Raw genomic sequence first — 13,901 nt, forward strand, 5'->3', positions numbered from 1 at the left:
TACGGTTCGTTGGTCAAGAGGCTAAGACGTCGCCCTCTCACGGCGAAAACAGGGGTTCGATTCCCCTACGAACTGTTGAAGGTTTCACAGAGTTCCTTCTCTTTTAAAAATTCTGTTCTATATCATATGGTTCGTTGGTCAAGAGGCTAAGACGTCGCCCTCTCACGGCGAAAACAGGGGTTCGATTCCCCTACGAACTGTTTTGAAGCGGAGCCTGTGCGGCTCCGTTTTTTGTTGCTTTGCATCCTGTCTATTTGAAAAAGCCCGGCAGCTTTCCTGTCGGACTTTTTATTTTATCATTCTCTATTCTTTTCAGCTTCACTCTGCGTAAATCTTAACCAGCTCTTTCAGCATTGCCACCGCCAGTTCCATTCCCTCGACGGTAATGTGCTCATACGGTCCATGATACGCATATCCACCGGTTCCAAGGTTCGGGCACGGCAGACCCATGAAGCTTAAGCGCGCACCGTCTGTACCGCCGCGGATCGGAAGAATGATTGGCTCCATGCCGGCTCTTCTGGCTGCCTCTTCTGCATTTTCAATCAGATGGTAGCAGGGACGAATCTTCTCGGACATATTGCGGTACTGCTCTTTGATCTCCAGCTTTACGGTTCCTGCCCCGTATTTTTCATTCATCTCTTTTTCAATCCGGCGCAGATTCTCTTCTTTTGCTGCAAACTTCTCTGCATCGTGATCACGGATGATATATTCCGACTCGGCATGTGCTACATCACCGCTCATTCCGGTCAGGTGATAGAAGCCTTCGTATCCGTCTGTGTTTCTCGGAGACTCTGCTTCCGGCAGGAGAGACTGAATCTCGCTCGCTACAGCAATCGCATTAATCATCGTATCTTTCGCACTGCCCGGGTGAACATTAAATCCGGTCACGGTAAATTTTGCACCGGCTGCATTAAAGTTTTCGAACTCGATCTCTCCCTCTGCCCCACCGTCTACGGTATAAGCAAATTCTGCATCGAATCCCGGAACATCGAAGAAGTCAGCACCTTCTCCAATCTCTTCATCCGGTGTAAAGGCGATGGAAATCTGCCCATGTGGAAATTCTCCGGCAAGAAGCGCTTCTGCCAGCGTCATAATCTCTGCTACTCCTGCCTTATCATCTGCACCGAGTACCGTCGTTCCATCGCTTGTAATCAGCGTTTTACCGGCCAGGGATGCAAGATGCGGAAATACCGCAGTCTCCAGCGTTCTGCCGCTTTCAGACAGTTTCAGATCCTTTCCGTCATAATTTTCATGAACCACCGGGTTTACAGCATGGTCCGCAAAATCCGATACGGTATCCATATGGGCGATAAAACCCAGCTTTGTTTTGCTCTCATATCCCTTCGTTGCAGGAATCTTTCCATATACATAGCATTTTTCATCTATGCGGACATCCGACACGCCAAGCTTCTTCATTTCTTTTACCAGCTGCTCCGCCAGGACTCTCTGGCACGCGGAAGACGGATGTGTTCCGCTTCTTTCATCGCTCGGTGTCGGCACTTTAACATAATTCAGTAATCTTTCATATGCTTTCATTTTCTTCTTCTCCTTCTTATTTCATCAGCTTCTGGATGGTTTTGCAGAGCTCATCCACGGCGCCTTCTTTTCCCTGCCGGATATCCTCCACAACGCAGGATTTGATGTGGCTGGAAAGCAGTACCTTGTTGAAGCTGTTTAATGCAGACTGGATCGCGGATACCTGGGTCAGGATATCGACGCAGTAGCGGTCGCTCTCCACCATTTCCCGTATTCCGCGCACCTGGCCTTCAATTCTCGAAAGACGGTGGATCAGATCTTTGTATTCTTTTTCGTCCCGCACTTTTTTCCGGTCGCATTCACTGCAGTGTGTACAACATTCACCCATGAGGTTTCCTCCTTGTGTTCCGTCACTCTATATACCCCGTCTGGGTATGAATTTATGATACTCTTTTGCCCAGGCTTTGTCAATCTTCGATTTTTGCCGCAAGCGCGCCGTACAGCTTCTGGTTTACCAGACTTGCCGCGCTGCACTCCGCCTCCGGCGCGTTCGCCGACGGCTCTCCGCAGAGATCGACCGCGAGCACCTTTCTCCCCGCAAGACAGTCCTTTGCAAGGGACAGCAGCTCATCCACACGCACATTTCCCTGATCCCAGTTCGTATCAAGCTCCTCCTTTGACAGAATGTCCTTATCGACCGACAGATATACCGGAAATGTTCCCGCATGGGATGCAAAAACCTCTTTGATCTTCGCCGCTCCGCTTCCGTCGTCGAGCTCTTCCTGTGTCACAAACCAGACATGCTCCATCGCTTCCGTTTCCCGCACCAACGCCTCCGGCGGGCCGATTACACAGATTCCTTTGATGTTTTGATACGCCCCGGCAGCATCCCGGATCCAGGAACCGCAGGAGAGCACCGGAAGAAGCGCCGGCGGCTGCATATCGGTATGGTGGTCGAATACGGCTAAAAACAAATCTTCTTTTTCCAGTCCCAGCAGCAATTTGCTCATATAGTGATAATTGCCGGAATCCAGAAGGCGGATCCGCGGCAGCTCTTTCGTTTCTTTTTTTCGGCCAAGTTCCGCTTCCAGAAACTGCTCCGTCTCCGGATCGAGATAACCGTCAGTTCCCCGGAGCTCTCTCAGATCCCAGATCTTTCCCGCCTGCTCCCAGGCATATCCTTCGGACTCATAAATTCCGGAAAGGCTAAAACAAAATGGTTTCATCTTCTCTTTTACTCCTGTTATTTATTTAATGGATTCAGCTTTCTTCCCGCCGTCACAAGAAGAACGGCTGATATCAGAAGCTGCAGAACGGCACTCGCCTCCGGCAGATAATGGATCAGCGGATTCTGTCCGTAATTTCCAAGCAGATAGCAGAGCTGTTCCATCTCTCTTCCATTCCCAAGCTGGCGGCTGATGATCCCCGCAAACGAGGTAAACGGATTGAAAAGAAGAAGGTAAATTACACCTCCTACATCGATCTGCTGATAAGCTGCCGTCATCTCCTGCTGCAGCAGTCCTGCGTAGTAGGCAAGCCCCGTGCAGGCGCATATTCCTACGACCAGAAAAACGACAATGACATAGGAAAGAACGGTCGCCAGTGTGGTCCGCTTAAAAACAACCGAACAGAAAATGCCGATACTGCCGACAAAAATTCCGGTCAGAAGAAGGCCTCCCGCCATCAGAAGCAGTCCGCCAAGGCCGATACCGCCGAACACCACAACAAGGGACAGCACCGGCAGTGCCGAAACCGTCAGTATCAGAACAACGCCAAGCGATGCCTCCAGCTTTCCCGTAATGATTCTCCACGGGTTCAGGTTCGTCGTCAGCAGCACATCCAGCGTTTTTTTCTCACGCTCCAGCGAAATGCTTCCTCCCGCAACCGCCGGAACTGAAAGAACGACGAGAATAAACAGAAGATACGTCATCAGAATATAGCAGTTCATCGGAACGCTGTAGCTGACCGGTGCCAGATAGCCAAGCTGGCTGCTCTCCCCGAAATAGCAGACAAACGCAACCACGGCAAGCAGCAGATTGCAGACAAAAATAATCCAGGAAATCCGCGATGACCGCGAGTTCCGCTTCATTTCTTTTTCAAATACAGGATTTAACCGCACGTTTCGTTCCCTCCTTATCCGATCGTGTTTCCGAACGTTTCTGTGTTTCGGCTCTTCTGTTCCGTTTCCCCGGTCAGATGGAAGAACAGGGACTCCAGGCTGTTGTGTTCCCGTGCAAACGAAACCACAAGGATTCCGGCATCCACCAGTTTCTGCAGCAGATACGCCTCCTCCTCCCGGCTTCCCGAAAACCAGGCCGCAATCTTGTTTTCATCCACAGAAAGGCGGCTGACCTGCGGATCCTGCCGCAATAGTTCCAGCGCCTTTGGCACCTGGTTCAGCACAGTGATGCGCAGCGGATTGGAGCTGTCGATCGCAAGCATAATGTTTTCCAGCTTTCCCTGCTGTACCATGACACCTCCGTTGATGACACCGATGCTGGTGCACAGATCTGCTAATTCCGAAAGAATATGGGAGCTGATCAGAATCGTATAATCCTCCCGCGCCAATCGCTGCAGGAGAAGCTGAAAATCCTTTCTCGAACGCGGATCCAGACCGGAATTCGGTTCGTCCAGCACCAGAAGCTTCGGTTTATGGATCATCGCGCGCGCCAGACAGAGCCGCTGCTGTATGCCCCTTGAGAGCGAATCCACCATCTGCTCCTCTTTTCCCGATAGTTCGACCATCTCCAGCACTTCCCGCGCACGGACGGTTCCTGCCCGCCCGTAAATTCCATACGATGCGGCAAAAAATTCCAGATACTCTATCACGCTTAAGTTTTCATAAACGCCAAAGAAATCAGGCACAAAGCCGATCAGGCTTTTCTGCTTCAGAATATTTTTTGTCGTCCGCACGCCGTCCAGCCACAGATCGCCGCCGTCGCTCTTTAAAAGCCCTGAAATAATGCGCAGCGTCGTTGTTTTTCCCGCACCATTCGGTCCGACAAAGCCGTAAATATCGCCTTTTTTTACTTCCATATCAAGACCGTTCAGGGCATATGTTTTTCCGTATTTTTTGGTCAGTTTCTCAATTTTCAGTATCGGCATTTGGCTCCTCCGTTAACAGATTCTCCAGATATTGCTCCGGTGGGATCTCTTTCGCCTTTACGATCAGATTCGGTGCCTCATAGTATCCATAATTTTCATGATACTCTTCTCCCTTTTCCTCTTCGGAAAGACGGTACCGCACACGGATCTGGTTGTCCGCATTCACATACTGCGCCTCCAGTGCCGGATCACTCGCAAAATCGATCTCCCAGTCGGAAATTTTATCATACGTTCCCGTCTGAAAATTGTACAGATCAATGATTCCATTGAAATTCCGGATCTTGGTCCCATCCTCCGTGCGGGCTTTCTCGAAAGCAAGCGAAAGAATGGTTCCCCGTTTTCCTCCCCCGCCGGTTTCTGCCGCCTGGATCTTATCTTCTAACGCCGTCATCGCATACGGCCAGAATGCAGGATCATAGATTCCCTCGGAATCCGGCTGCATCACGCCTTTAGCATACATTCCATACAGACACCAGATGTTGTTGTTTTCAAAGACACCGTTCAGATAATACGTTACTTCTGTTTCCTCTTCCGAGATTCCGCCGGAATTCGGTCCCATTTCAAAGCTTACCGTGTTTCCGCCGTCCCATCCGCTGTACTCCTGCGCATACGGACAGTACACAACGCCGGCCTCTTTCATGTCCACAAACACTTCCTGATAGTAATACGAGATTCCATACGCTTCGTATCCGCTGTCAAGCTGGAACGTATCGTCATTGCCTGCCAGCTTTCCAAAGAAAAGGCAGTTGTCACTCCGGTTCGGCATGTGATTATAGATGACGCCGTCCAGATAATTTTTCTCTATCTCCGGCAGATCTTCTGCCGCACTCCAATTTCCGAAATCCCGCACGCTGTCCGCTTCTATTCCATCCAGCGTGATCGTCTCCCCGTTTTTGATGTCTCCAATGAGGGCACAGTAACCTGGAACGGCGATCACACAGCTCTCCAGATCATAGCCTGTCTTATTTTCCACGGTTCCGCTGATCTTCTGATCCCAGAAATGAAACGTGCCTTTCAGTCCTTCGCCTTCGTCCAGCGTTTCCATCCGCTGCATGCCGAACTCATTCAGGGCAAATGCAGCCTGATTGGAAATTTCTGCCCTGTTTTTCTGTTCTCCGAAACTGATCTCCGTCTTTTCATATTCCGCATCCTCCGTTTCCGGCTGTGCCGTGCTGTTGGACATATAGTCCATACGGTTGTACGTCACCAGATCGTAGGACGGATCCAGATACAGCTCATAGGAAGCATTGTACGGCGCCTGTGCACAGAAATTAATGTAATCTTTCTGGTATGTATCGTACTGCCAGATTTCTCTTACATACGTCAGCACCGGGGCCTTGAGCCTCGTGCTCTGGCCAAACAGACTGATCAGCATAACAAAGACGGCCGAGCAGGCACAGATCGCCCCCCAGAGATACTGACGTTTTCCTGTTTTTTTCAAAAAGAAATACAATCCCGGCCCTGCCAGAACCAGATAGACCAGAATCAGGCCGCCGTACAGCACCGTATTCGGACGGTTCCGGATCCTAGTGTTTTCCAGAAGATCGGAAATCGTATAGTATTTCTGATAATTCGTATTTCGTTTTGCCAGAAGGCGGCTGGTGGTCTCTTCGTCCAGAATATTTTTCAGAAAATCTACCGGCGCTTCTTTAAACGCACTGCGCTGGCTTTCCGCAAATGTCTCGTTTCCCGAAAAGGTAATCAGAAGGCCTCCCTCTGCCTGCCAGAGATCAATTTCTTTCTGGAGTGTCTCATCCAGTTCTTCTTTTGACTGCTCCAGAAGGATCAGCACATCCGGCGAATACGACTCCGCAAGCCCGACAAGCTCCTCTGCCCGGACAGATGCAGCTTCCACCTCATAAATCCCGTCGTTCAGCGTAACTCCATTCAGCTGCTGCCCGTAATTAGTTTCTTCTTCCACAACGCAGACTTCCACCTTGGACTGGAAGAAGCCTTCACTCGAAATCGTTTCTTCCCGACTGTACACCGTGTCCCTCTGGCTGTTCTCCAGGCACAGGACACAAAAAGACGTATTTTCCACCAGAAGCCCTGCCGAAAAAGTCTTTGTAACGGTTCCGTTCGCCGGAATATAGATTGGAAAACGGTACGTAAAAAGGCTGTTTCTTCCGTCGCCCGACCGCTTGACCCCCAAAAACAGTTTTGAGAGAATGCCTTCTCCACTGTTTCTGCGGTAAATCGATTCCGCGGCGTTTTTTATCTGAAAAACAAAGTATCCTTCAAATTCAACAGCGCTCTCATTTGTGATTGTCACACGAATCGGTACGTGATTCCCATCCTGATAGTTTCCTTCGAATCCATAAGAAAAATCAATCTGGTATTCCCCTGCGTAGCTGTTGGCAAGAAACTGCTTTTCTTTCCCGCCGCTTCTTCCGCCATCCGACGGCGTGTTCTGATAAAGTTCTGTCCGCGTTGTCATCGCAGACACCCTCTGAACTCCCGCCAGAAGCAGAATCAGCAGCAAAATACCGGACAGACAGCAGATTTTGCTTCTTCTTTTCCTGTTCATCGCTTTTCGTCCTCTTTCTTCCCCTTTGGCATTCCGACCGGCAGTTCCACCTCAAAGACGGTTCCCTGCAGATCACTTTTTACCCGCACCTGTCCATGATGCAGTTCCGCAATCTGCTGTACAATCGCAAGTCCAAGTCCCGTCCCGCCGGTATCGCGGCTCCTCGACTGCTCTGTCCGGTAAAATTTCTGGAAAATATGATCCAGTTCCTGTTTTGGAATGATCCGTCCGTAGTTAATGACACGCGTGACCACATATTCGCCCTCTTTTTCCATTGAGACGCGGATCTGTTTTCCTTCTTTTCCGTATTTGACAGCATTGTTCAGCAGATTTCCAAAGAGCCGTGCCAGCAGCTCACCGTCCGCCTCGAGAAAAATCGCATGTTCCGCATGCAGAAATTCCACCTGAAGCTCATTTTTCACAAAAGACGGCGTCATCTCGTCGAGCATCTGCTCCATCAGCTGCACCAGATCAAGTTTTCCGAGATGCAGCTGCATCTCTTTGTGCTCCAGCTTGACGAATCCAAACAGCTCGTTCGTGAGCTGCTCCAGACGGAGTGCTTTCTGATAGGCAATATCGATATAATGATTTCTCGTCTCCTCATCCAGATCCGTCCGCGTGCGCACCCAGCCGAGATAGCCGATAATCGAAGTCAGCGGCGTACGGAGGTCATGTGCCACGGATGAGACAAGATCGTTTTTCGTATGCTCCGCGATCCGTTCCCGTTCCATAATTTCCTTGATATTCTGCTGCATCGTATTTAAGTTCTCCGCCATCACAGAAAACTCGTCATTTCCCTTTACCTCGATCGGATGATCAAAATCCCCTGCTGATATCTCCTTTACCTTTTCCAGAATCTTCCCAATGTATCGGATGGTTTCGCGCATCAGGAAATAAAAGGTCAGGCAGAACGAAAGCAGCGCAGCCGCCGTCAGAATCATCGTCCGCACCGATGGGCGGAGGCCTCCCGGTCCGATCCAGGCGCTCCGGTAACCGATGTTCATCAGTCCATTGCCGAAAAAGGTCAGAATCCCGTCGGTAAGCGTCACTACAAGCACCGTGACAAGTGCACTTACAATCAGATCAAAGACCATCCTCTGGCTGAAGTTTTTTATAAAATCAGGCTTCAATTTTGTATCCCACTCCCCAGACTGTTGTAATAATCTTATCTTCTCTTGTGTCGTCTTTCATTTTTCCGCGCAGACGGCGGATATGTACCATAACCGTGTTGTTCGCCTCATAGAATTTTTCATGCCAGACGCGCTCGAAAATTTCGTCTGTACCGAACACGCGGCCCGGGTTGGAGGCCAGCAGATACAGAATATCAAATTCAATCGGTGTCAACTTGATGCTTTCTCCGTAGCAGACAACCTGATGGGTTACCTTGTTGATTTCCAGATGCTTTAAGGAAATCACTTCCTGGCGCTCGTGCGGCTTCGACGGATTCAGTTCGCGGTAGCGGCGGAGCTGGGATTTTACACGCGCCATCAGCTCCAGCGGATTGAACGGTTTTGCCACGTAATCGTCTGCTCCCGTTGACAGACCGACGATCTTGTCGATATCCTGCGTTTTGGCACTTACCATGATGATCGGAATGTTGTTCGTCTCCCGGATGCGGCGGCACATCGCAATACCGTCCATATCCGGCATCATCACATCGAGCAGCACCAGGTCGATTTTTTTCTCCTCCAGAATGCGGAGTCCCTCTTTTGCACTGTACGCTTTTAATACCTGAAATCCATCGCTGATCAGATAAATTTCCAGCAGATCCGCGATTTCTTTTTCATCATCCACAACTAAAATATTTGTTTCTTCCACGTCGTTTCCATCCTCTCTGTTTTTAACTACCGTAATGGTACCATGAATATTCAAAAAAATCTTTACTTAATTCTTACGTCTGTATTATCTATTATAAAAAGAAAAGCCTCCTTCCACAAGAGGCCGCTTTTCTTTTCTTCTTATATTTTTTATCTTCGTACTGCGCGGCGGTATACCACAAGAGAAACCGCTGCGGAAATGACCTCTGTGATCCAGAAGGCATGCCATACGAAAACGCCGCCTCCCAGATGGGACAGCAGGTAAGCTGCCGGGAGAATGACAATGACATTTCGGCAGAGGGAAATGATCAGGGAAGATCCGCCTTTTCCGAGTCCCTCCAGCGCACCGGAGGATGTGATGGAAACTGCCGAAATCAAAAAGCCCACGCTGATGCGTGTCAGCGCCTGTCCGCCAAGACGGATGGTCTCCGGATTGCTGCTGAACAGTCCGATCAGCTGTTCCGGAATGGCAAGGCAGATGCCGGTTCCAATAAGCATGATCACCGCACACATAATCAGGGTAATCTCATAAATCTTCCGCACACGCTTATGCTCGCCTGCGCCGTAGTTGAAGCCGATAATCGGGCGCATGCCCTGTACAATGCCGTTTGCTGTCAGATAGATGAACGTCTGCAGCTTGTAGTAAATGCCGAGCACGACAACGTAGCTCTGGGAATACACGGCCAGGATTCCATTCAGTGCGGAAATCAGAAGAGACGGCAGCGCCAGGTTCAGGATCGCCGGGACGCCGATCGCGTACAGTCTTCCGACCAGATTTTTTCCTTCTTTTAAATATTCCGGACGGATTTTGACCGAAATCGGGCGGATCTTGTAAATGATCCAGTAAATCACGACCGGTGTCACCTGACCGATGCCGGTTGCAAGTGCCGCACCCTCAATTCCAAGACGCGGGAACGGTCCGATTCCGAAAATAATGAGCGGATCCAGAATGATGTTGACAATACAGCCGACCATCATACCGGTCATCGTCACTTTCATCCGGCCGACTGCCTGAAAAACCTTTTCAAAGTAAAGGTTTGCCATGATTGCTATGGTAAACAGAAAGATAATCCGTGAATACCGGACACCAAGATCGATGACAGTTTCGGAAGAAGAAAACATCCGCAGGAAACGCTCGATGACCAGAAGGCTTCCGATCGTTAAAATAACCGCATGCAGCATGGTAAGGGCAAGGCCCTGTGTTGCAGCACAGCCGGCTGCCTTTTTGTCACCCGCTCCCAGATAATACGAAATCACCGCATTCAGTCCGATTCCAAAACCGATGGCAACGGCATTTACAAAATTCTGTACCGGATAAACCAGGGAGAGCGCCGTCATGGCATCTTCGCTGATCTGTGCGACAAAGAAGCTGTCCACAATGTTATATAAGGAATTGACCAGCATCGAGATTACCATTGGAAGCGCCATCGAAACCAGCAGTGGAAATACTGGCTTTTCTTTCATAAAGTTTTCGTTCATTATTACCTCCATTTGTGATCTTTTCTGTTGGTGGGCTTACGTGCAGGCACGGACTTTGCTCCATTGCCACAAAAAAAGCCACGCAATTATCTGCTTTCGATAATTGCGTGGCGAAAAGAACTTTATTACAAGTTGAAAAATCCACACCAAGTTTGAGAGCAATATACCACACTTTGCCCGGGCTTGTCAAGATTTCTCCTGTAACTTTTTTTATTCTACATTTTTCAGTGCCTCGTCCATCGGAATCTTTTGGATGTGGCGGAACTGCAGCACAGCGATAACAGCATACGCCGCAAGGCCCATCAGATACATTTTTCCGTAAATTGCCGGATCAATATAGTATGTCAGCCAGCCGCTGTACTCGGAAAGCATAATGACATAAATCTGGCGGATCAGCGCGGAGGCAATGATCAGGCTGACACCGATTGAGACGATCACAACCCAGGTTGTCGCCGTCAAATACAGACTCAAAATTTCCCTGTTCTCGTAGCCGAGAATCTTTACCATCGAAATCGAAGTCGTATTCTTCTCGATGATCAGCTTCGTCAGCAGATAAATCAGCAGCATGAACAGTACAATCGAGAAAACATTGATCAGCTGGAACATTTCTCCCATCGACACATTGAGCTGCCGTGAAATCTTTGTCATATCATCTTCCGTAATTTTCGTCGCGATATACGATTCCTCCAGGTCCGTGATCGGCTCGTTGGAGAAATAGCCGTTAAAGTAGTCCTCTGGATGATCGAATTCCTCGCAGAAGACATCCATCGGCAGAAATACCGCAAGGGCTCCCGGGTAGGCATAAATGCTTTTTACTTCAAAGCTGTACGTTTTGTCCTCATACGGCTCTTTCAGTTCCAGTGTATCGCCGACTTTCATTCCATATTTTTCGGCATAACCGTCGGAAATCGTCACGCCGTCCTCAAACAGTTCAGCGGAAACATATTTGCTGTCTTTCTGAATTCCATATACCGAAATGCTCTCGCCCTCCCGGTTTTTCGGAATATTTTTCAGCGATGTAAGAGCAAACGTTTCCACGCCTTCCGTATTTGTCTTCAGCGATGGCGTCAGAAATTTCTGCACAATTCCCATCAGCGTGTACTCATCATCCTCATCAATCGGATCCGGGACATTTAAAATATACTGGTAATCTGCCAGCATATTTTCCACCGCCTCCGTCTGGTAATGTGACAGCAGCGGTTTCATCATCATACCGAACAGCAACAGAATATTGGCAAATACGATACCGAGAAACAGGGTAAAGTAACTCGATTTGTTCTGCAGCAGGATCCGCAGACGAAACCGCGAGAAGAACCGGAAGTTCGGAAGACGCACCGCATGGCTTTTTCCTTTCTTTGCAAAATCGTGGCGCAGAAAACGCAGCGGTGACAGACGCAGACGGCCGGAAATCAGCACCGCGTTGATCACAAACATCAGAATTGCCGGAATTACGGTCGTGAGCAGAAATGCATTGGCATTCCACCGCGTCTGATACGTCGGCAGACTGTAGCTTCCATAATACATACCGGCGCAGATATCTTTAAACACGGTGTATCCCAGAATATTTCCAATCACCGCCGACAAAATCGTAATCAGTACCGGCAGGGACAGATAATGCAGCAGAAGTTCCCGTCTCGTATAGCCGGATGCGCGCAGCGTTCCGATCACCGACGCTTCTTTTACAATCGTATTGTTTGTCGTAACTGCAAAAATGAACGCCATGATGGCAATCAGGATGTACAGCAGTACCTCCACCATCACCTTGTCACCGCCCATATCGTCGCCGGTAAATTTGATTGCCTGATTGCCGTAGCGCGGCAGATAACCCGTCAGCGAGGAATGAGCCGCCAGAACCTCGACGAAATCATCGGACCATTCTTTTTCCTCGTTTTCATCTTTCGGTTCCGTATCATATTTCCAGGAATAGCAGTATTTGATATGGTCATCGGTAATGGCATCATACCCTTCTTCGGTCATGATTCCCACACCGAATTTAACCGCATCGAACATCATGTCACTCGAATTGCTGAACAGCGCACTGTAATCCGAAAGTGCCACAAGACCGGTAACCGTCAGTTCTTTTTTATCAACCGAGATCACATCACCGACCTGCAGGTCATTATTGTCCGCATACATACGGTCAATTGCAATTTCATCCTTCTGCTGCGGCATTTCACCTTTCATCAGGCAGACCAGATTGACCTCTGTTCTGGTTTTAAAAAGACGGATCGTGCTCTTTGGTTCCGAATCCAGATCCGTGTCGGCATCTTCGTCTTTATAGAAATTCTCGTAAATCGTTACCTTCTCTTTTTCCAGCCGTGTTCTCTGGTTGTCGGTGAGCTTCTGTTCTGTTGTAAAATTTCCGTTTTCCACGTTGTATTTTTCAAAGCTTTCATCGTAAGCATACAGCATGCTCTCATCCGCAACGAGAAAACCGGACACAAAGCCAATCGTCGCCGTCATAAACAGAAAAATAACGAGATATTTTCCAATATCGTTCTTCAGTTCCCGCAGCAGGCGTTTTCGTAATGGATTTTTCATACTTCCACCCCGCTTTACCAGTCCAGATCGCCGGCGGCGATTTTGGTCTCATTGACGTAGTTTTTACGGATCTGGCCGTCGCGCAGACGAATCACGCGGTCTGCCATGTTTTTGATCGCATCATTGTGTGTTACCATGATGACGGTGTTGCCGTACTTCTGATTGACGTCCTCGATCAGCTTCAAAATTTCTTTTGAAGTATGGTAATCGAGTGCACCTGTCGGCTCATCACAGAGCAGAATGCTTGGATTTTTGATGATAGCTCTTCCGATTGAAGTACGCTGCTGCTGACCGCCAGAGAGCTGGTTCGGCAGCTTGTCGCGGTGGTCATAGAGCCCCAGTGTCTTTAACAGATCGTTGATGTCGAGCGGATGATCGCTTAAGTATGCGCCGACTTCCATATTTTCTTTTACCGTCAGGTTTGGAATCAGATTGTACATCTGGAAAACGTATCCTAAATGTTTTCGTCTGTACCGTGTCAGCGTTTTTTCATTCATATCCTCAATTTTTTCGCCTTCAATCACGATCGAACCGCTGTCCGCCTCGTCGATTCCGCCGATAATATTCAACAGTGTCGATTTACCGGAACCGGATGGACCGAGGAGAACACAGATTTCACCTTTTTCCACAGAAAACTGGATTCCCTTTAAGACCTCCACACGGCTTTCACCGGTTCCAAAACTCTTCTTCAGGTTATTAATCTCAAGAAACATAACTTTCCTCCCTACATCTTTTTTCCTGAGTGTGTAAGAGTCTGTTTTGTGTTAGACTCTTCTAACCCCATAATACTGCTTTTTCTGTGAAATTGAAAGCGCTGTTAATGAGTATTTTTTCTCATTAATAGCGCTCTTTCTTTTATTTTTTAACAGTAAAAAACCATCGGATCTCTCCGATGGTCCTTCCGATATACCTTCAAAACCGCATACACTACACATCTATCATTCCATCTTGTGAAC

Annotated in this window: 11 protein-coding genes and 2 tRNA genes; 2 read left to right on the forward strand and 11 right to left on the reverse strand. The window is 48.8% G+C overall.

Annotated features, from left to right (window positions below; all coding sequences use genetic code 11):
• The first annotated feature begins 3 nt into the window (after positions 1–3).
• Positions 4–75: transfer RNA gene (locus DW642_RS11240), tRNA-Glu, on the forward strand.
• A 53-nt stretch (positions 76–128) separates the two neighbouring features.
• A tRNA-Glu gene (locus DW642_RS11245) sits at positions 129–200 on the forward strand.
• 118 nt (positions 201–318) lie between these two features.
• Here the strand turns inward: DW642_RS11245 and pepT are convergent.
• The 11 genes from pepT to DW642_RS11300 form a co-directional block, all read right to left on the reverse strand.
• The gene (gene pepT, locus DW642_RS11250; RefSeq protein WP_117510225.1) at positions 319–1,536 is read right to left on the reverse strand and encodes a peptidase T; all 1,218 of its coding nucleotides are present in this window, start codon (positions 1,534–1,536) and stop codon (positions 319–321) included.
• 16 nt (positions 1,537–1,552) lie between these two features.
• Entirely contained in the window at positions 1,553–1,864 is a 312-nt protein-coding gene (locus tag DW642_RS11255) for a metal-sensing transcriptional repressor (protein WP_022463104.1), read from the reverse strand.
• Between the two features lie 79 nt (positions 1,865–1,943).
• Positions 1,944–2,702 (reverse strand): arginase family protein, encoded by a 759-nt coding sequence (locus DW642_RS11260; protein ID WP_117510226.1) that lies wholly within the window; start codon positions 2,700–2,702, stop codon positions 1,944–1,946.
• A gap of 17 nt (positions 2,703–2,719) precedes the next feature.
• Positions 2,720–3,595: an ABC transporter permease gene (locus DW642_RS11265; RefSeq protein WP_055217680.1), complete on the reverse strand. Its 876-nt coding sequence runs from the start codon at positions 3,593–3,595 to the stop codon at positions 2,720–2,722.
• A gap of 14 nt (positions 3,596–3,609) precedes the next feature.
• Positions 3,610–4,575, reverse strand: coding sequence for an ABC transporter ATP-binding protein (locus DW642_RS11270; protein ID WP_117510237.1), 966 nt, complete (start codon positions 4,573–4,575; stop codon positions 3,610–3,612).
• Positions 4,562–7,108: a hypothetical protein gene (locus DW642_RS11275; RefSeq protein ID WP_117510227.1), complete on the reverse strand. Its 2,547-nt coding sequence runs from the start codon at positions 7,106–7,108 to the stop codon at positions 4,562–4,564. Before DW642_RS11275 ends, DW642_RS11270 begins: the two co-directional genes overlap by 14 nt.
• On the reverse strand, positions 7,105–8,238 hold the full coding sequence (locus tag DW642_RS11280; RefSeq protein ID WP_055228565.1) for a sensor histidine kinase: 1,134 nt from the start codon (positions 8,236–8,238) through the stop codon (positions 7,105–7,107). The genes DW642_RS11275 and DW642_RS11280 overlap by 4 nt, the downstream gene beginning before the upstream one ends.
• Positions 8,228–8,926, reverse strand: a complete 699-nt coding sequence (locus tag DW642_RS11285) for a response regulator transcription factor (protein ID WP_022462401.1) — start codon at positions 8,924–8,926, stop codon at positions 8,228–8,230. The genes DW642_RS11280 and DW642_RS11285 overlap by 11 nt, the downstream gene beginning before the upstream one ends.
• A 149-nt stretch (positions 8,927–9,075) precedes the next feature.
• Positions 9,076–10,404: an MATE family efflux transporter gene (locus tag DW642_RS11290; RefSeq protein WP_117510228.1), complete on the reverse strand. Its 1,329-nt coding sequence runs from the start codon at positions 10,402–10,404 to the stop codon at positions 9,076–9,078.
• A 210-nt stretch (positions 10,405–10,614) separates the two neighbouring features.
• Positions 10,615–12,945, reverse strand: coding sequence for an ABC transporter permease (locus DW642_RS11295; RefSeq protein ID WP_117510229.1), 2,331 nt, complete (start codon positions 12,943–12,945; stop codon positions 10,615–10,617).
• A gap of 14 nt (positions 12,946–12,959) precedes the next feature.
• Positions 12,960–13,658, reverse strand: coding sequence for an ABC transporter ATP-binding protein (locus tag DW642_RS11300; RefSeq protein ID WP_055217670.1), 699 nt, complete (start codon positions 13,656–13,658; stop codon positions 12,960–12,962).
• Positions 13,659–13,901: the final 243 nt, after the last annotated feature.

It is taken from the genome of Blautia sp. AM23-13AC, from assembly GCF_003435675.1.
GTDB classification, from domain to species: Bacteria; Bacillota; Clostridia; order Lachnospirales; family Lachnospiraceae; genus Fusicatenibacter; species Fusicatenibacter saccharivorans.

Excerpts from the sequence above, each read along its gene's own strand:
- DW642_RS11260 (WP_117510226.1), bottom strand. The coding sequence starts at position 2,702 with ATGAAACCATTTTGTTTTAGCCTTTCCGGAATTTATGAGTCCGAAGGA.
- DW642_RS11290 (WP_117510228.1), bottom strand. The coding sequence starts at position 10,404 with ATGAACGAAAACTTTATGAAAGAAAAGCCAGTATTTCCACTGCTGGTT.
- pepT (WP_117510225.1), bottom strand. The coding sequence starts at position 1,536 with ATGAAAGCATATGAAAGATTACTGAATTATGTTAAAGTGCCGACACCG.
- DW642_RS11295 (WP_117510229.1), bottom strand. The coding sequence starts at position 12,945 with ATGAAAAATCCATTACGAAAACGCCTGCTGCGGGAACTGAAGAACGAT.
- DW642_RS11275 (WP_117510227.1), bottom strand. The coding sequence starts at position 7,108 with ATGAACAGGAAAAGAAGAAGCAAAATCTGCTGTCTGTCCGGTATTTTG.
- DW642_RS11300 (WP_055217670.1), bottom strand. The coding sequence starts at position 13,658 with ATGTTTCTTGAGATTAATAACCTGAAGAAGAGTTTTGGAACCGGTGAA.
- DW642_RS11255 (WP_022463104.1), bottom strand. The coding sequence starts at position 1,864 with ATGGGTGAATGTTGTACACACTGCAGTGAATGCGACCGGAAAAAAGTG.